Source organism: Euzebyales bacterium (assembly GCA_036374135.1).
GTDB lineage: Bacteria > Actinomycetota > Nitriliruptoria > Euzebyales > JAHELV01 > JAHELV01.
Map to the genome: position 1 here is coordinate 1 of DASUUK010000108.1, position 18,965 is coordinate 18,965.

The following is an 18,965-nucleotide window of genomic DNA, read 5'->3' on the forward strand; positions in this document are numbered from 1 at the left end:
CGGTCAGCCAGCCGCTGCGCGCGGTCGCGACGCCGAGCGCGAACAGCGCCACGCACTCGGGCCACTGGTACCAGTTGAGGTCGATGTAGCGCTCACTGGCGAACGGGAACACCAACCGCACCAGGAACGTCGCCACGCCCACGGCCGCGGCGAGCACCAACAGGTGGCGGGCGCCGATGTCGACCTGCCGGCGCCGTCCAGCGCGCCCGCGCAGCCTGACCCAGGCCGCGTAGGCGAGGGAGAACAGCAGCAGATCGCCGACGAACCACAGGTAGCCGGTGTCGAGGGCCTCCTCCGATGTGCCCACCAACTCGGCCAGGTACGAGCCCGGCGCGTTGCCCAGCGGGCGGTACAGCGCGTACAGCAGCGCCGGCCACACCAGCACGGTGAACACCGCGAACGGTACACCCAGGCGCACCAGCCGGTCGCGGACATACACGCGCGTGCCCTTGCGCTCCAGCGACGACGGTGTGAGCAGCCCGGCGATCAGGAACAGCAACGGGATCATGAAGATCGCGAACGGCATGACGACCGTCAGCAGCACCGCTTCGGTCACCGGCGACAGCGTGACCTCCCGGACGTCCGCATAGGACCACAGCTCCATGGACGTGTAACTCGCGATGGCGTGCCCGGCGATGATCGCGGCGATCAGGACGACCTTCAGGCTGTCGACGTAGAGCACGCGTTGTGAGGTCCACCGCGCGACCGCAGAGGAATGCTCCACACGCGCGGGTGTGGGACCACGGCGGGCGTCCAACGTCGACACGTCGTCCAGCATGCGCCGTGCGACAACACGCCGGAAGGGCCCAACGGCGCGTTGTGTTTCGCCACCCAGCCGGTGCGCGGACGCCGTTCGGCCCTGGCGGCGCGGTGCGTTTCGTCACCCAGTCGGTGCGCGGACGCCGTTCGGCCCTGGCGTGAGCGCGACGCGGTCCCGGTGACCGCGGAGGGGACTCACCGCACCGCGCTCGTACGGACGGACGCTGCCGGCATGGGATGGGCCGCGCTGCGGACGACCGGGGGCCGGCGAGCACGGCGGACACCTTCCATGGGTGCCGGGCCAAGGCATCATGTGACCCGACGGCGGTGACTGGCGGTGACGATGACCACGACGCGCGGCTTCGGGGTTGCGAGCACGCTGACGTCGACGGTGATCGGTGAGCTCGCGCGTGCGGCGGAGACGTACGGTTACCGGACGTTCTGGACCAATGACACGCCGGCCGGGGACGGACTGGTCGCGCTGCGTGAGGCCGCGGATGCCACCGGCCTTATCGGGCTGGGTGTCGGGCTGCTGCCGCTGGATCGGGTGTCACCGGCGACGATCGTCGAACGGGTCAGCCGTCTGGACCTGCCAGTGGGACGTCTGACGGTCGGTCTCGGTGCCGGTGCGGCGCCCGGTGGTCTCGCGCGTGTCCGCCGTGCCGTGTCCGTCGTGTCCGACGGCACCGGGGCCGCCGTCGTCATCGGGGCACTGGGTCCCAGGATGTGCCAGCTGGCGGGCGAGGTCGCCGACGGCGTCCTGCTCGACTGGCCGACACCCCACAGCGTTGTCATGGCTCGGGAACGCGTTGCTGACGGCGCGCGGTCTGGCGGTCGCGCCGCGCCTCGCATCGCCGGATACGTGTTCACCGCGCTGGGTGCTGCGGCCCTGCGGCGGCTGCGGGTGGAAGCGGCTCACTACGCGTCGGTGCCCGCGTACGCCGCGCACTTCGCTCGGGTGGGTGCCGAGGCGCTGGACGCCACCGTCCACGCCGACACGCCGCCGGGTATCCAGCAGCGTCTGACGACCTACGACGCCGTGCTGGACGAGGTCGTCGTCCGCGCGGTCGCCGAAGAGCAGAGCGGGTCGGCGTATCGGCGGGTGCTCGAGGCGGCCGCCCCACCGGACGACCCCGCGGGCTGAGCCCGCGATCAGCGGATGCGCGCCTCGTCGCAGCGAGGTGCCTGAAGTCCTCCAGCCGCTTGCCCTCGACCAGGCGTGGGTGGCGGCGATGAAATCCCGTGCTGTGGGCCGGGGGACGTCCGCGTCGAACGACGTGCGAGAACGCCGGGCGAGCGCGACAATCGCGTCGCTGCGAGGGGTTGGCGGGCGCTCCTCCCGGGTCGACAATGCCAGAGAGAGAATGACACTGCCCACGGGCACCGTGACCTTCCTCTTCACGGACATCGAGGCGAGCACCCAGCTGCTCACCCGCGATCCCGGTGCGTACCCCGCGATCGTCGCCGCGCAACGCACTCTGATCGCACGCGCGGCGCGTGAGCGTGGCGGCTTCGTGTTCGGCTACGAGGGCGATGCGTGCTTCGTGGTCTTCGCCGACGCGACCGCGGCGATCAAGGCCGCGGGCGCCGCCCAGCGCTCGCTGGCGGGCCACTCATGGCCGGGCGGGAGAAGCGTACGCGTTCGGATGGGTCTGCACACCGGGGCGGCAGAGCTGAACGACGACGACTACTACGGCCTTGCCGTGCACGTGGTCGCGCGGGTGGTGGACGCGGCCCACGGCGGTCAGATCCTGCTGTCAGAGGCGACGAGGGACGCCGCCGTGCAGGGCGGCCGGACGTGCAGTGAGCTCGGTTCGTACCGACTCCGTGGCATCGACGAGCCCGTCCGGCTGCATCAGCTCGAGGGTCCCGGGCTGATGTCACGGTTCCCACCGTTGCGGACGCTGACGCGTGCCTCGGCGCTGCCGCTGCCCGTCAGCACGCTGGTCGGCCGGCAGCGTGAGACCGATGCTGTGCTCGACCTGCTGCGGCGTCACCGCATCGTCACACTCCTCGGCCCGGGTGGGATCGGCAAGACGCGGTTGGCCATCAACGTCGGGTGGCGCAGCGGAGCAGTGTGCCCGGATGCGGCGTGGTTCGCCGACCTTACGAGGATCACTGATCCGAGCGCGGTAGCGGATGTCGTGGCCGACGCCGTCGACGTCACGGTGGCCGTCAACACACGTGCGGTCGCCGCCGTCGCGGAGGCCGTCGCCGACAGGCGGGCACTGCTCATCGTGGACAACGTCGAGCACGTGATCGACGGTGCGGCGGTCGTGTCCGAACTGATCGACGAGGCACCACACCTGCGCGTGCTGGTGACGAGCCGCCAACGGCTCCGCCTGAACGGAGAACAGGTCTACGACGTGGAGCCCCTGGGGCTGCAACGCGACGGCGCGGCTGTCGGGCTGTTCATGGACCGCGCCCACGCGGTGCGTCCCGACCTCGAACCTACCTCTGAGCAGCGCGACGCCATCGTTGAGATCTGTACCCGCCTCGACGGCCTTCCGTTGGCCATCGAGCTCGCGGCCGCGCAGGTCCGTCTGCTGCAGCCGAAGGAGATCCTCCGGCGCCTGCACCGTCGGCCGCTGCAGTTGGCCAGCGGTGCGCGCGACGTCCACGAGCGCCAACAGACCATCCGCAACACGATCGCGTGGAGCTACCAGCGGCTCACACCCGCCGAGCGGGCTCTGCTCGTGCGGTTGCCGGTGTTCTCGGCGCCGATGCGTCTGGACGCGATCGCCGAAGTCCTCGGTGACGCGGTGGGTGACGGGCTCGACGATGCGCTGAGTGGGTTGGTCGACAAGAGCCTGCTGCAGCACGCTCGGGGTGTGGAGGACGAGACGCGGCTGCGGATGTTGGAACTCGTCCGAGAGTTCGCAGCGGAGCTGCTGGATGACGTCGACGACGTCGCGGCTGTGCGCACCCGTCACGCCGCCTACTACACCGCATGGGCCGACGACTCCTGCGGACGCATGCTGCGCTCGCAGCCGGACCTGTGGGTCCGGCGGATCGACACCGAATTCCCCGACCTGATCGAGGCGTTCGAATGGAACGTCGAGAACCGGCCGGTGGACGCCGTTCGCATGTTCGGTGCGCTCGATCTGTACTTCCGGCGGACCGGCGCGGTGCAGATGGCGGACCGCTGGATGCGCGCGGTCCGCGACGTTGACGTCCCACCCGAGCTGGACATCCGCCGGGCCATCACGTGCGGCTTCGTGCTGTTCGGCCAGTTGGACCTCATCGGAGCACGCCGGGAGTTCCAGCACGCACTCGACGTCGCGAGGGCGACGGGCAACGTGTTGTACGAGGCCCACGCGATGATCGACGAAGCCCACACGCACCTCGGGTCCGTCGAGGACTACGACCGGGCGCTCGCGCGGGTGCGGCGCGGCACGGATCTCGCGCGGACGGCTGGCGCATCAGTGCTCGTCGGGATGGGGCGCAACGTCGAGGGTGAGCTGTCGCGCATCCATGGTGACGACGACACCGCCGAAGCTGCGTACAGGGCCGGCATCGCGCTGGGACGTGCGACGGGAGACCATCAGCGTGACGCGGTCGGCCACGGCAACTGGGTGTACATCGCGACGCACCGCGGCGACTTCGACGAGGCCGTTGAGCTCGCACGGTACGCGGTCGATCTCAACCAACGGTACGGGCACCGCAGCGAACTGCCCTGGGTGGCGATCGCCCTCGCGGGAGCGCTCATCCGCAAGGGACGGGTCGAGGATGCGGCGGTCCTCGTGGCGTCCGCCGAGGCGACCGCAGAACGGCTCGGCCTGCGGGAGGTCGCCGGTGACATGCCCGAGAACGAGCAGATCAGGGCGCTGATCGCCCAGCGTGCGGGTGGTGACCTGGTGCGCTGGCGTGCCCGAGGAACGACCACGCCGTTGGACGAGGCCTTGCGTGTCGCGCTCGGCCCCCGCCCGGCGCGCGCGACCGGAGTGGATCTCACTCGAGCAGGCGGGTGATCGTCTGGGGCGAGAAGCGACAACTCGCGTCCCGCACGCGTATGCAGCGCTGGAGCTCCGGTGGGCTCATCATGCAGACGCGGGCGCACGCACCGCGATGCCGCTGTCATCGAGGCACTGGCGCACGGTGCGTCCGATCTCGGCGGCGCCGGGCGTGTCCGAGTGCACACAGACCGTCTCGGCATCGATCGTCAGGTCCGTACCCTCGAGGGTCTTGACCACGCTGTCCCTGGCCACGCTGACCGCCTGCTCGGCGACCGCCTCCGGCGTGGCGTCGAACTCCTCCCACCAACGGAACATCACGACTTCACCGGAGGCGCGCATCGGCCGGTCGGCGAAGAACTCGCTGACCGGCCGCAACCCCGCGTGCTGGGCGGCGTCCCACAGTTGCGACCCGCGGAGCGTGTAGATCAGCAGGGCGGGATCCGTCGTCGCGGTCGCCTCGGCAATCGCGCGCGCATACACGGGGTCGTCGAGCGCCATCATGTACAGCGCGCCGTGGGGCTTGACGTGCTGGAGCTCGACGCCCGCGTTGAGCGCGAACTGGCGGACCGCGCCGACCTGGTACGTGACGTAGTCCCGCAGCGCCGACTCGCTCACCTCCAGCTCACGCCGACCGAAGCCCAGCAGGTCGGGAAAGCCCGGGTGCGCGCCGACCATGACACCGCGGGCGGCTGCCGCCTCCACGCTGATGCGGATCGTCGTCGGATCCCCCGCGTGGAAGCCGCCGGCCACGTTGGCCGACGAGATCACCTCCATGAGCGCATCGTCAGCGCCCCGCTCCCACAATCCGAAGCTTTCGCCCAGGTCCGCGTTGAAGTCCATGGCCGTCCCTCCCCTGCTACCCGAGGAGGGGCTCGTGCGCGCGGGCCGCGGAGGCCGCTGCCACCGCTTGTTCGAGCACCCGCCTGGTGTAGACACCGATCACGTGCCGCTTGTACTCGCTCGAGCCGTCGATGTCCGCGATCGGATCGGCGTCGCGTCCCGCGATCTCGCCCGCCCTGGCGAGCAGCGCATCCGAGCTGCGTTCACCCAGCAGGACGGCCTCGGCTCCGGTCGCGCGCAGGGTTCTGTTCGCGGCGCCGTTCAGGCCGATTCGGACATCGCTGAACGCGCCGTCGCCGTCCAGCACGATCCTGGCGGCCACGCCGACGATCGCGAAGTCCAGCGGGCGCACCGCGTACTTGACGTAGGCGCCGAACGCGCCGTCGGGCTGCGGGGGCAGGCTGATCGTGGTCAGCAGCTCGTCGGGCTCGGCCACGGTCTCCATCAGACCGGCGAAGAACTCCTCGACCGGTACGACGCGGTCGCCTCTGGCTTTGCTGGCCAGGTGGATGCGCGCGTCCAGCGCGATCAGCGCCGCCGGGGGGTCGGCGGTCGGAAATGCGTGCGCGATGTTGCCCCCGATCGTCCCCCGGTTGCGGATCTGCGTGGTCGACACCGTCGCCTCAGTGGCCGCGAGCACCGGCCACCGAGCCCCGATGCCGGCATCACCGGCGACCGCGGCGTGGGTGGTCATCGCCCCGATGCGTGCGTCGCCGTCGACCTCGATGCCCCGCAGCGCAGCCACATCGGTGAGGCCGATCAACACGTCGGGCTCCACCAGTCGCTCGCGCATCAGGATCAGAAGCGACTGCCCGCCGGCGAGGAGCTTCGCGTCGTCCCCGTGCTCCGCGAGCAGGTCCAGCGCCTCGTCAACCGTCGTTGGCGCAACGTATCTCATGACGGCCCTCCTGCGTCGCGCTCGGCGGCGTCGAGTGCTGTCTTGACCCGCTCCGGCGTGAGCGGGATCCGTGTGATGCGGGCGCCCGTGGCGTCGTACACCGCGTTGGCCAGCGCCGCTGCGGTCGGCACCAGACCCATCTCACCAAGCCCCTTGGCGCCGTACGGTCCGCGAGGGTCGTTGGTCTCGACCCACAGCGAGCGGATCGGCGGCATCTCCGTGGCGGTCGGAATCCGGTAGGTCGAGAACCGCGGGTTGAGCACCTGACCGTCCTCGCACACCAGGTCCTCCATCAGCCCGTAGCCGATGCCCTGCGCGACCCCGCCCTCGACCTGTGACTCCGCCAGCGCCGGGTTGACGAGGTTGCCGCAGTCGGTCGCCGCGACGAAGTCCACGACCCGCACGCGTCCGGTCTCGTCGTCGACCTCCACCTCGACCGCGTGGGCGCCGAAGCTGTAGCTCATCGCGAAGTCGCCGATGCCGGTCTCGGGGTCCGGCAGATCGCACGGCGCATCGTAGTGTGCCTGCGCCATGATCTGCCGTCCGTCGCGATCACGGAAGATGCTGGCCTGTACGATCTCGGCGAGCGTGATCGTGCGTTCCGGATCGTCGGTGACCTGCACCTGCCTGTGTCCGAGCTCGAGCCGGTCGGGTTCGGCGTCCAACCGCTCCGCGGCCACCCGCAGCAGCTGCTCACGGACCTGTGCGCAGGCGTCGCGGACCGCGTTGCCGGCCAGCGTCGTGACGCGGCTGCCGTAGGTGCCGAAGTCGGCTGGGATGGTCTCGGAGTCCGAGGTGATCACGTCGACGTCGTCGAGGTCCACACCGAGCTCCTCCGCGCAGATCTGCGCGGTCGCGGTCGTGGCCGCGCCGGTGCCCATCTCGGTCGCGCCGATCATGAGTGACACCGACCCGTCCTCGTTCACCTTGACGCCGGCGGCGCAGAAGTCGGCGTTGAGGTTCGGGTGGAACTTGCCGCTCGTGAAGTGCGTGCCGCACGCGATGCCCACCCCACGACCCGGCCGGGGATTGGCACGCTTGTCTGCCCAACCGATCGCCTCGGCGGCCTTCTCGACGCACTCGGCGACGCCGCAGGTGGTCAGCGTCGGACCAGAGATCGCCGTGTCCCCGGGACGCGACAGGTTCTTGAGGCGGAACGCGACGGGGTCCATGCCGAGCCGCTCGGCGATCATGTCGGTGTGGCACTCGGCGGCGAATGTGAACTGCGGGCTGCCGAAGCCGCGGAACGCCCCACCGAACGGCAGGTTGGTGTAGACGGTGTACCCGTCGTACCGGTAGGCGGGTATGCGGTAGACCGCACCGCCGAGCATCGACTGGGTCAACGAGACGCCGGGCCCGTACGACGTGTACGCGCCGTTGTCGAGGATCACGCGTGCGGAGCGGCCGGTGATCGTGCCGTCTGCGGTGACGCCCGTCTTGATGTCGATGATCTCGGGGTGGCGCGTGCGGCTCGACGTGAACTCCTCGTCGCGGGTGTGGAACATCTTGACAGGGCGGCCCAGGTTCATCGACGCCTGCACCGCGACGACGTAGATCGAGTGCGGCTCGGACTTCGAGCCGAAGCCGCCGCCGAGGTACGGCGAGATGATGCGGATCTTGTTCGCAGGCAGGCCGAAGATGCCCATGAGCCCGAAGCGGTCGAAGAAGGTCGACTGGCTCGACATGTGCAGGGTCACGCGCCCGGAGGCGTCGTAGTCCGCGATCACGGCGTGCGGCTCCATGCACGCGTGGCACTGGCGGCTCGTGTAGAAGCGGTCCTCGAAGACGTGGTCGGCTTCGGCGAACGCGGCGTCGATGTCGCCGGCGATCACGCGGTTGTGTGCCGCGACGTTGCGCTCGGCGTCCTCGTGGATCTGCGGTGCGTGCTCCTGCATCGCCTCCTCGGCATCGAAGACCCCGGGAAGCGGGTCGTAGTCGACTTCGATCGCCTCAATGGCCAGTTGGGCCGCGCGCTCGTCGAGGGCGATCGCGGCGGCGATCCCCTCGCCGACGTAGCGCACGACGCCGTCCGCCAGCGCCGTCTCGTCCTGGACGAACGCGCCGAACTTCGTCTGCGGCATGTCCTTCTGCGTGTAGACGGCGAGCACGCCCGGGATCGCCAGGGCGCGCGACGTGTCGATGCGGGTGATGCGTGCATGGGGGAGCGGACTGCGCAGGATGTCGCCGAACACCATCCCGGGCAGGTGCATGTCGTACGCGTAGGCGGCCTTGCCCGTGACCTTCTCGTTGGCGTCGGTCCGCGGCACGGCGTGACCGACGACAGTGTGTGACGACGGTCGGTACTCGCGGTCGGGGGACTGACCTGACGCGGCCATGATGGCGTCGATGATCTTGACGTAGCCAGTGCAGCGGCACAGGTTGCCACGGATCGCCTGACGGACCTCGTCCTCGGTCGGCCGAGGGTTGTCTTCGAGCAGCGCCTTGCCCGTCATGATCATCCCGGGCGTGCAGTAGCCGCACTGCGACGCGAAGTGCTCGGCGAACGACCGCTGCAGGGGATCCAACGTGCCGTTGGCCGCCAACCCCTCGATCGTGGTGACCTGGTGTCCCGCCGCCTCGACGGCCAGCACGAGGCAGGAGTTCACGACCGTGCCGTCAAGGTGCACCGCGCAGGAGGCGCACTCGCCTTCGTTGCACGACCGCTTGGTACCGGCGAGACCCAGGTCGTCCCGCAACGCGTCCACGAGCGACCGGTCCGGCTCGACCAGCAGGTCGTAGTGCACCCCGTTGACGTCAAGTCCGATCGGGATCTTGGCCATGGCTGCGTCCTTCCTCTGGTTACACGCCCCTGGTCCCGGGTCCGCTGGAGAGCATGTCGATGAGCAGCGCGATGTCGCCGACGTCGGCCACGTCCTGGAACCGGCCCTCGCCGACCCATTGCCGTGCCCACCACTCGTACAGGTCGATCTGGCGCGTCCCGCCCCACATCCGGATCGCGGCGCTGCGCTCGTCGGTGAAGCAGATGAACAGCGACGGCAGTTGGCGGACGATGTCGGCGATGCCGCGGAAGCTCGTGGTCCCCCGCGTCGGCATGCAGTCGCTGATCAGGACGACGTCGGTGGCTTCCGGCAGCGCATCGGCCAGCTCGGCAGCGGTCGCCAGTGCCCTGCCCAGATCGGTCGAGCGTCCTTCGGGCAGGCGCAGGATCCGCTCGATCACGTCCTCGACGTCCCGCTCCTCGTCGAGCTGTTTGATCTGCTTGACGTCCTCATCGAACGCGAGGACGGCGTAGTCGGCACGGCCGGCCGCCGACAGCTCCGCGAGGATGGCGGCCAGGGTTGCGCCAAGCTCCAGCTTGCGGCCGACCATCGACCCCGAGTGGTCCACGAGGATCACGTAGTTGCGGGTCTGACGCTGGCGCGTGAGCATCCGGATGTCCGCCGGCTGCGCCGTACCTGCGTGTGCAACCACTGCGTCGATCGTTCCGGGGACGTCGAGCGACGCGTCCATCGCGCCGTCGAAGGCGGTGCTGCGCAGTGTGGCCGCCGAGGTCGTACCGAGACGGTGTTCGACGCCATCGCGCACACGAAGCACCTGCTCGCGTGCGCGCCGGAGGACCTCGTCGAGGTCACCGATCTGTTCATCCGGCGTGCCCTGCATCTCCGTCGGCCGCGTGCCGCCGGCCGACGGGCGATCACGAGCGACCATCGGCACTGAACGTGATTCGCCCGCCTCGCCGCTGCCACCCGGCCGGGCCAGGCCCGGCAACTCATCAGCCTCCGGCGGGCGGGTGCGGTCCTGCCCACCCTGAGCCACGGCGGCCTGACCGACCTCGGTGACGCTACCCCCGGCCGCTGCGTCGCTGTCGGCCTGCGCCGGGTCGCCCGACGGTGCGGAGTGGGCCTGTTCCACCAGCACCTCGACGCGGCCCTCGTAGTCGCGTCGCAGCACCAGGTCGAGCAGTTCGTGCACGATCCCACAGGCACTGCGTGCGACCGTCGGGCGCAGGCGCAACCGACCGGCGTACGAGCTGCATGCCAGGAACCGGAGGGTGTCCAGGTCGAGTGCGTCGACCTGGTAGCCCGCCAGGAGGTCGACGAAGTCGATCGCGGCGCGGATGGACGCGCCGTGGCGGAGGTCGGCATGTCGTCTGGACTCCCTGGCCACGTCGACCGCGAACGCGTGGAAGGCGCTGCGCCCTTCTCCGCAGTGGCGACTGACGATGACGAGTTCTTCGTCCCTGGGCTGGTAGTCCAACTCGAGGATGAGGAAGCGATCTGCGAGCCCTCGGGACAGCCGGGCGGTACCGACGTCGTCCAGCGGGTTGGCCGCACCCACGACGGTGAAGCCGGGCTCGGCCTCGATGCGGCCGAGGCGGGGGATCTCGAGGTACCTCTCCGACAATGCCGTCATCAACACGTTGAGCGCCCCGCTCGGGGCCCGGTTCAATTCCTCGAGGTACAGGATCCCGCCCGCTGCCATCGCACGGGTCAGCGGGCCTGGGAGGAAGAAGTCCGCGCGGTAGCCCTCTTTGAGCACCATCGGCGGATCGAAGGTTCCAACGAGGGAGTGACCGGTCAACTGCTCGTCACCCGTGACGTCGACGAAGCGGTCGGCCTCGTCGCCGAGGTGGCGAGCCAGCGCGCGGACCATGGTTGTCTTCGACACGCCGGGAAGGCCGAGCAACAGCACAGCCTTGCCGCGAGCGATGGCGCTGAGCAGCAGGGCCAGCTCTCTACGGCGTCCCACCACGTCCCGCGCGACGTCGTCCGGTAGCTCAGGGCCCATGCCAGCCTCCCCGAGGACACCGTAGCGGTAACACTCGCCTTTTGTAAAGGTTGAGCGTTACTGTGATGTGTGGGGGTCGGCGCCCTTCGTGGATCAGTCGAACAGCCCTGCCTGCTCGTAGAGCGCCTCCAGGTAGTCGACGTGTGCGTCGACTGCCCCACGCGCGCTGACCGGGTCACTCGCGCGGATGGCGTCGTAGATCGCCCGATGCTGCGCGTTGATCTGCGCACGTTCGAGCAGCGGCTGGATGGCGTGGTTCAGGTTCGGCTGCGCCACCCGGTGCAGTGCCGCCAGCGGCGCGAGCAGCACGCGGTTGTTCGCGGCGCGCACCACGACGCGATGGAACCGGATGTCGAGATCCAGCCAGGAGTCGTCGGTCAGGTCGTCGTCCATCGCAGCGTCCAGGACGGTCGACATCTCGACGAGGTGCTCAGCGTCGCGACGGTCCGCCGCGAGCTGCGCACAGGTCCCCTCCAACGCTCGCCGCGCGTCGGCGATCTCGCGCGCACTGATCCCGTTGAACCGCAACAGCAACTGCATCGCCTCGGTGAGGTTGCGCTCGACAGGTGCGTGATCGACCTCCGTCACGAACGAACCCCCGCCCCGCCCCGGCGTGGTCGTGATGAGGCCGATCTGTGCGAGTGACGCCAGTGCCTCGCGGACGGCAGCGCGGCTGACGTTGAATCCCTGTGCCGCCTCGAGCTCGCTCGGAAGACGGTCGCCCGCTCGCAGCTGCCCCGACATGATCGCATCGAGGATCTGCAGCCGTACCTGGTCCACCGGATCGCCCACCGGCGTCGGCGTGAACGTGGCGTTGCCAGGGTCAGACATGCACCGCTCCTCGAAAAAGTCGACCTTTACAGAAGACAACCGATAACTGTAGGCTGCATCGTACAAGCATCCGGCGCCAGCATCGTCTGACGTGGGCACCTGCTGGCATCCGGGTCTGGGTCGCGTGCCGGTACGGGATCACCGGCCGGTCGCGCCGCGCGCGAGGAGGTCGACGCGATGGCGCTGGCACCGATCACACTGGGGATGGTGGGCCTGTTGTTCGCGCTGTGGGCGAACGGGATGCAACTGCTCGGTGTGGATGCGAAACCGATGGACGATCAGGTCGCCGACGCCGACGGCGCGCGCGCCGTCGCCATCGCCGGCAGCGCGATGGGCGCTGTGACGCTGCTGTTCATGGCGACCTGGCTCGTGATGGCCGCGCCGCTCGGCGACGCCCCCGTCGCCATCCAGCTCGCGCTGCTGTTCAGTGCGATCTCGGGGATGTACGGGTTGCTGTGGCTCGGCGCCGCGGTGGTGCAGGCGCGTGGCTGGGACATGCGCGTCATCGGAAACCTCGCGCTGCTCTGCATCATCCTGCAGGTCGTCGAGATGGCACTGCTCGCGAGCTACCGGGCGGAGGCGGCACTCCCGGCGGCACACTTCGCGATCGTTGAGCTGGCCCTCGCGTCCTACGTCCTCGTCCTGTACGGCTTCTGGGCGGTGACGCATGGGCGGATCGCCGCCAGGGCCGTGGGGTGGCTGTGCATGCTCGCCGCGGCCGGAACCCTTTACATCATGGTGTACGGGGGCGGCCTGCTCGCGCCACTGGGCGCCTGACGTCGGCCCGCCGGCGACAGACGCGCCGTCTACTCGCAGTGCTCCCGCAGGCATCGGCTGGCGTGGTACGGCACGATGTCGATGTGCTCGCCCGCCTGCAGCCGCTGCTTGGTGCGCTGCCAGAAGTCGACGTCCAGCAGGTCGGCGTGATGGCGCATGAACGTCACTCGTTGGTCGCCCGACAGCCCGATGAAATGCTCGAACTCCTCGGGAAACACGTCGTGGACGTCCACGCTGAACCACGGTTCCGCTGACATCTCCTCGGCGTGGGTCCTTGGTTCTGGAATGGTCCGGAACCGGCAGTCGGTGAGCAGGCACAGCTCGTCGTAGTCGTAGAACACCACGCGCCCGTGACGGGTCACGCCGTAGTTCTTGAGCATCATGTCGCCGGGGAAGATGTTGGAGGCGGCCAGGTCCTTGCACGCGTTGCCGTAGTCGACGACAGCTGCGAGGGCCGCCCTTGGCTCGGCCTCATGCAGATACAGGTTGAGCGGAACCACTCGGCGTTCGACGTAGGCGTGCTTCACCACCACGTGTGCGTCGTCGACATCGATGCAGTCGGGGGCGAGGTTCTCCAGTTCCTCCAGCAGCGCCGGTTCGAACCGCTCGCGCGCGAATGCCAGGTGCTCGAACTCCTGCGCGTCGATCAACCGCCCGGCCCGATCGTGGTGGAACACCAGCCGGTACTTGTCCTTCACCTGGCGGCGCGTGGATGACTTGGGGTACACGAACTGGTCCTTGATGACCTTGAACACCAGGTCGTAGTCGGCGATGGTGAACACGACCATCACCATGCCGCGCGCGCCCGGCGCGATCTCGAACTTCGCGGCTGAGGTCGCCAGGTGAGCCAACAGGTCCCGGTACAGCTCGGTCTTGCCGTGCTTGTTGTACCCGATCGAGATGTACAGCTCGGCCATGCGTTTGCGCGGCATGATGCTCTTGAGGAAACGCACCAGGTCGTGGGGGCTTGTGGCATCGACCATGAAGTAGGAGCGCGTGAAGCTGAACAGGATGCTGACGTCGGTCGCGTGCTGCAGCACCGCGTCGAGCACGATGCCGTCGTCGGTGTTGACCAGCGCGAGCACCAGGGGGACGTGGTGTCCGTCCTGCACCATGCGCCCGATGATGTAGCTTCGCCTGCCGCGGTAGAACGACGCCTTCAGCACGTCGACATGCGCGACCGCGCCGCGCAGGCCGAGCGCGGCAAGGTGCGCCGCGATGACGGCGCCGGCGCGATCGGCGTCGTCATCGGCGTCACGATACGGCGTCGCGAATCCGGGCAGGCGCAGCAGGTGGGCGACCAGGGCAGCGGCGTCGTGATGGCCGGTGACGGAGTGGAAGACATCTTCCTGTGGCGGTGCGGGGGGTGTGTTGAAGTCCGTGTTGACGAACTCGATGCGGTCGTCGACGCCGACGGTGGTGAAGATGCGGCGCGTGATGGAGTTGAAGAAGGTCTCGGCGAGCTCCCAGTCCCGTCGCTCCTCGATGAGCCCCGAATAGACCGCCTTCATCGAGGCCCAGACCAAGCGATCCTCATCACGCTCGCCGAGCAGTTGACGTACGTGCGCCACCACGTCCCCGACGGTGCCGCTGTAGACGTCGATCCGCTTCGTGGCATCGGTCTGCAACTGGTGCCAACTGCGCGTTTCGAAGTGGTCGCCGGCCCGCCGTGTCAACGTCCGGAACTGGGTGTGGTACCGGTCGAATGCGTCATGGATGCTGTGGGCCGCCACATTCGCCAATCGGCTGACGGTCAGTGCCTGTGCCATCGCTCACCCCTCGCCGGTCCGATCCACGACCATGACCTGCACGCGGCGGAACCGAGCCCTGGGTGATGCGTCGACGCAGCGTTCGATGTCGGCCAGGAAGCCGCTGCGCCGGGGGAACGGGATCACGGTTCGGGTAGCGTGAACAGCCCGTGGCGTTTCTGTGGGGGTGGATCGTGACGGCGGGCGTTGTCACCACGGTCACCATGGCCGCCTCCCGGATCGTGCCACCTCGTCCCAGGATGTCGGACCGACCGGGCGCCGTCAGGGCGAGGGTCCCAATGGACCCGCGACGGTCGTCCCAGCGACGCCGGGATCGTCCCGGTTCGATCGACAAGCGCTGCACCTTCCTGGTCGCTCGCCGCCGGGACGGCGCACCGGCGTTCGGGGATCGTGCAGGCGCCCGCCCGTCGACCTGGTCTGCGGTGGAGCGGTCGCACTGCGTCGTGGCGTGCCTACAGGTCGTTGAGCCCGTCGAGGATGGGCCAGAGCGCGGCGGGGGTTGTGGCGTAGTCGTAGTGGCTGCCGCCGATCGCGCCGCCGTCGATGACCGCGTCGACGAAGCGTTCGACGCGTGCGGCGGTCACCGGTGTGTTCTCGGTGCCCGGGTCGTCCACGCCGCCCTCGACGGTGACCGCACGACCGGTCAGCGTCCGTGCGCGGATCGTCTGGTCGTAGACCCAGTCGTAGACCTGGGCGGCGGTGTACGGGCACACCTCGGGGCCGGGGCAGCTGTCGCGGAATGACCACAGGGCCATCGGGACGACGACGTCGCTGCGGGCGCCGACGGCGGCCCAGGGGAAGCCCTCCCAGTTGTTGCCTGGGTCGGTCGCGAACGGTGACGGCACGATCGCGGCCATCATCGCGCCGGTGGCCGCCCGCACCTGGGTGAGGTGGTCGACGAGGCGGATGTTGAACTGGTTGCGGGTGACCTCGTCGAGGCGTTCGATGTCGATGCCGACGGCGTCGAACCGCTGCCCGCCGGGACTGGTGAACTCGGCGATCGCGACCGTGCGGCGCACGTCGCGGGTCATGTTCCCGTAGGCCGGCAGGTACCAGCCCACCACGTTGATGTTCCGTGCGTGGGCGGCGTCGAGCCACGCGCCGGCCGCCACGGCGTCGTGGAAGTCGTCGGTGTCGGTGAAGCGGGCGGTGGCCAGGAACAGGGTGCGCACACCACGGGACGCCATGTCCGCGACGGCGGTCTCAGGATCCAGGGTGGCGTAGTCGAACACGTCGACCCAGGTGCTCAGCCGCCGGAACGGGCGCCACGCGTCGATGGTGGCCCACCCGCTCCATGCGGCGGTCGGTGCGCGTCGGACAGCGTGGGCGAGCATTCCGTTCGTGCGCTTGGCGGCGATGCGCACGTCGTCGCCGTCGTCGATCGCCGATGGCCCGGACGTGAACGTGCCGCCCAGCGACGTCCAGCCGCTCCAGCCGGCGCCGCTGACGTACCGCTTCAGCCACATCGCCGAGGTGCCGCTGCGTCGGGCGGCGATGTCGAGCAGACCCTGACCGGGTGCGGCGATGGCCGGCTGGGAGGTCAGGCCGGTGCCGCGCGACCGCCATGGCGACCAGCCGCTGCCCTGGACGTAGGCGCGGTGCCGCAGCGTGTTGTTGACGCCGCGCGCGACCACGTCGATGCGTCCGGGGGCCCATGAGGCCGCGGCGGGGCTGGACGTCAGGGTGCCGCCACGCGACCGCCACGCCGACCAGCCCTGTCCGGATATGAAGGTACGGTGGCGGAGCGTCGCGTCGCTGCCGCGGGCGAACACGTCCAGCCGACCCGGGGCCCACGACGCGACGGCTGGCGCCGACGTCAGCGTCCCGCCGAGTGACTCCCAGCGCGACCAGGCGCCGTTGCGGTACCAACGGTGCTTGAGCTTGTTGTCGTTGCCGCGGGCGAACACGTCCAGGCGGCCCGGCGCCCACGACACCGCCGCAGGCTGGGACGCCAACGCGCCGCCCAGATTCAGCTGGCGGGTCCACGAGCCGCCCGCCGGCTGATAGCGGTGGGCCAACCTGCCCGACGACGCACGCCAGAAGACGTCGATCCGCCCGGGCTTCAGGCCCGTGATCGCGGGCGAGGACCGCTCGGTCGACGGCAGCGCCGCAGGCGCCGCGGCCGCGGTCACCGGCGACGCGACCAGCGATGCGACCATCGCCAACGCCATGACCAGCAGCACAGCACGCCACCGGCCGGCGTGACGCGGCAGCGGCGACCATCCACGTGCGACGCGACCGTCCATGGCTCGACTCCCGACAACACCCGCGATGGACCACCCACCGTCGGCTGCACACAACGCCACTGTCGCGCGCGACAGATCGTGGCGACAGAGTCCGTAGCCCCGTCGCGCACGGCGTTCGACCCACCTCACCTACGGCCGTCTCCGCGAACCACCCGGGCATCAACCGGTCGGTGACGACAGCCGCCACGTCTGACCCCTGCCCGGCCACGACATGCGACGCGGAAGGCCCCTCGGTTTGGGCGGCGCGGCACGGCGTGGCCGGTTCGGACGCCCACGGTCCAGCCGCCCGCCTCAGTCATCAACGTCCCGTGCACGAGAGGAGGGCGCCGAACGACGGCGGACAACGCTGGACGGTGGCTGCTCGGTCGTGCACGCTGACAGTCAGAGCATCTTCGCATTCGCTGCGGAAATCGAGGAGGGTGTCTGTGAAGGTCCGCGAGTGGATGACCGCCGAACCAGTGACGGTGACCGCAGCCGCGACCGTGGGCCGGGCCCGCGACCTGCTCGAGACACGCGGTGTCCGCCACCTGCCAGTCGTCGACTCCCACACCCACGTCGTCGGCATCGTCAGCAACCGGGACGTCGCGATCACCGACGCCATGCTCCGCGCAGCGCTCCGACAGCACGACGTCGCCGCGCTGCTCGACGACGACCGGACCGTCGAAGCCGTGATGTCGCCCGCACCACAGACCATCGACATGGACGCGCCGATCGAGGACGCCGCGCGCGTGTTCGCCTCACAACGCATCAGTGCGCTGCCGGTCGTCGACGACGACCGGCGCGTGATCGGCATCCTGACGACGACGGACTGCCTCCTCGCCGTGCTCCAGGACGCCGACCGCACGTCACAGGGACCGCGATAGGGTCGACGCCTCAGTCCCTGTTCACCGCGCACAGTAGGGGACTGATGGCGCAGCGCCTCGCTGGGGCCGCTGGATGGCCGCGAATCACGGGCCGTTCGGCCCTGTGTCTGGGAGGGCGTGCGACGAGCCTGGACTGTGCCCCGGGGGAGACACAGCGGGGAGGGACACGATGAGGATCCTGCAGGTCGCCCCGCCGTGGTTCGCGGTTCCGCCGGTCGGTTACGGGGGCATTGAACGTGTGATCGCGCTCCTGGCGGACGGATTGGTCGCTGCCGGCCACGACGTGACGCTGCTCGCCTCCGGTGGTTCGCAGACGTCGGCGCGCCTGTGGTCGGTCTTCGATGAGCCACCGTCGCGGGCGCTCGGCTCTCCCGCACGTGAGATCACCCATTGGATGAGGGCCTACGGGTCGCGCAACGAGTTCGATGTCATCCATGACCACTCGTCGATCGTCGGGGCGGCGCTGGCGGCCGTGGCCGACGGTCCGCCGGTCGTGCACACCGTCCACGGCCCGTGGGAGTCCCCGATCGCCGCGGCCTACCACGCGCTGCCCCCGGGGCTGCACATCGTGGCGATCAGCAAGGATCACGCGCGGCGAGCACCGTCCGGGCTGCATGTCGACGTCGTCCACAACGGGGTCGATACGGTACGGCTGCCGTTCCGAGCCGCGCCCGACGCCGATGGCCACCTCGCCTTCGTCGGGCGCGCGAACCCTAACAAGGGGCCGGACACGGCGATCGAGGTCGCGCGGCGGGTGGGTCGTCGGCTGCGTATGGCGCTGAAGATCAACGAACCCGATGAATGCAGCTACTTCGACGACGTCATCCGGCCGCTCCTCGCGCGCGCAGATGTGGATCTGGTGGTCAACGGGTCGGCAGGGCAGGCCGAGGAGGTGCTCGCGGGAGCGGCGGTCAGCGTGGTGCCACTGGCCTGGGACGAGCCGTTCGGCCTCGTGCTCGCCGAGTCGTTGGCGTGTGGTACTCCGGTGGCCGCATTCGCTCGTGGCGCGGCGGCGGAGATCGTCGACGACGGTGTGACCGGGGTGCTGGTCGCACCGGGGGATGTGGCCGGACTGTGCGCGGGAGTCGAGACCGCGACGGGAATGTCGCGCAAGGCATGCCGCGAGCGGATGGACCGACGGTTCTCGGCCGAGCACATGGTCGCGCGGTACGACGCCCTGTACCAACGGGTCGTGCGGCAGGACATGTCATCGGTGCGGCGCCGTGCGACGCGTGTGCTCTCGACCTTGCGGGGCTGACCGACGCCGCGCGCCCGGA

The 18,965-nt window shown here is 69.7% G+C and carries 13 protein-coding genes; 5 read left to right on the forward strand and 8 right to left on the reverse strand.

The window, feature by feature from the left end; genetic code table 11:
* Nucleotides 1–778, reverse strand: a 778-nt coding sequence (locus tag VFZ70_17325; GenBank protein HEX6257574.1) for an acyltransferase family protein, incomplete at its 3' end; no start/stop codon positions are given.
* Nucleotides 779–1,102: 324 nt separating this feature from the next.
* On the opposite strand from VFZ70_17325, the gene VFZ70_17330 reads away from it, so the two are divergent.
* Together VFZ70_17330 and VFZ70_17335 are read left to right on the forward strand one after the other, a co-directional pair.
* Nucleotides 1,103–1,903 carry an LLM class flavin-dependent oxidoreductase gene (locus VFZ70_17330; protein HEX6257575.1) on the forward strand — a complete coding sequence of 267 codons (801 nt, stop codon included), beginning with the start codon at nt 1,103–1,105 and terminating at the stop codon, nt 1,901–1,903.
* Between the two features lie 220 nt (nt 1,904–2,123).
* Nucleotides 2,124–4,730: an adenylate/guanylate cyclase domain-containing protein gene (locus VFZ70_17335; protein ID HEX6257576.1), complete on the forward strand. Its 2,607-nt coding sequence runs from the start codon at nt 2,124–2,126 to the stop codon at nt 4,728–4,730.
* A 69-nt stretch (nt 4,731–4,799) separates the two neighbouring features.
* Here VFZ70_17335 and VFZ70_17340 read toward each other — a convergent pair whose 3' ends face one another.
* The 5 genes from VFZ70_17340 to VFZ70_17360 all read right to left on the reverse strand — a co-directional run bounded on the left by VFZ70_17340 (nt 4,800) and on the right by VFZ70_17360 (nt 12,033).
* Nucleotides 4,800–5,555, reverse strand: a complete 756-nt coding sequence (locus VFZ70_17340) for a 5-oxoprolinase subunit PxpA (protein HEX6257577.1) — start codon at nt 5,553–5,555, stop codon at nt 4,800–4,802.
* 16 nt (nt 5,556–5,571) lie between these two features.
* Nucleotides 5,572–6,453, reverse strand: a complete 882-nt coding sequence (locus tag VFZ70_17345; GenBank protein ID HEX6257578.1) for a xanthine dehydrogenase family protein subunit M — start codon at nt 6,451–6,453, stop codon at nt 5,572–5,574.
* Entirely contained in the window at nt 6,450–9,233 is a 2,784-nt protein-coding gene (locus VFZ70_17350) for a molybdopterin-dependent oxidoreductase (GenBank protein ID HEX6257579.1), read from the reverse strand. Before VFZ70_17350 ends, VFZ70_17345 begins: the two co-directional genes overlap by 4 nt.
* 19 nt (nt 9,234–9,252) lie before the next feature.
* Nucleotides 9,253–11,202 (reverse strand): AAA family ATPase, encoded by a 1,950-nt coding sequence (locus VFZ70_17355; protein ID HEX6257580.1) that lies wholly within the window; start codon nt 11,200–11,202, stop codon nt 9,253–9,255.
* 93 nt (nt 11,203–11,295) lie between these two features.
* Entirely contained in the window at nt 11,296–12,033 is a 738-nt protein-coding gene (locus VFZ70_17360; GenBank protein HEX6257581.1) for a FadR/GntR family transcriptional regulator, read from the reverse strand.
* A gap of 177 nt (nt 12,034–12,210) precedes the next feature.
* On the opposite strand from VFZ70_17360, the gene VFZ70_17365 reads away from it, so the two are divergent.
* On the forward strand, nt 12,211–12,810 hold the full coding sequence (locus VFZ70_17365) for a hypothetical protein (protein ID HEX6257582.1): 600 nt from the start codon (nt 12,211–12,213) through the stop codon (nt 12,808–12,810).
* A 29-nt stretch (nt 12,811–12,839) separates the two neighbouring features.
* On the opposite strand, the gene aceK is transcribed toward VFZ70_17365, so the two are convergent.
* Together aceK and VFZ70_17375 are read right to left on the reverse strand one after the other, a co-directional pair.
* Nucleotides 12,840–14,579, reverse strand: coding sequence for a bifunctional isocitrate dehydrogenase kinase/phosphatase (gene aceK, locus VFZ70_17370; GenBank protein HEX6257583.1), 1,740 nt, complete (start codon nt 14,577–14,579; stop codon nt 12,840–12,842).
* Between the two features lie 452 nt (nt 14,580–15,031).
* Complete coding sequence (locus VFZ70_17375; protein HEX6257584.1) at nt 15,032–16,825, reverse strand: hypothetical protein; 1,794 nt, start codon at nt 16,823–16,825, stop codon at nt 15,032–15,034.
* Nucleotides 16,826–17,268: 443 nt separating this feature from the next.
* Here VFZ70_17375 and VFZ70_17380 point away from each other — a divergent pair, with 443 nt between their 5' ends.
* Both VFZ70_17380 and VFZ70_17385 read left to right on the forward strand, forming a co-directional pair.
* Nucleotides 17,269–17,688 carry a CBS domain-containing protein gene (locus VFZ70_17380; GenBank protein ID HEX6257585.1) on the forward strand — a complete coding sequence of 140 codons (420 nt, stop codon included), beginning with the start codon at nt 17,269–17,271 and terminating at the stop codon, nt 17,686–17,688.
* Between the two features lie 169 nt (nt 17,689–17,857).
* Nucleotides 17,858–18,946 (forward strand): glycosyltransferase family 4 protein, encoded by a 1,089-nt coding sequence (locus VFZ70_17385; protein ID HEX6257586.1) that lies wholly within the window; start codon nt 17,858–17,860, stop codon nt 18,944–18,946.
* The last annotated feature ends 19 nt before the right edge of the window (nt 18,947–18,965 follow it).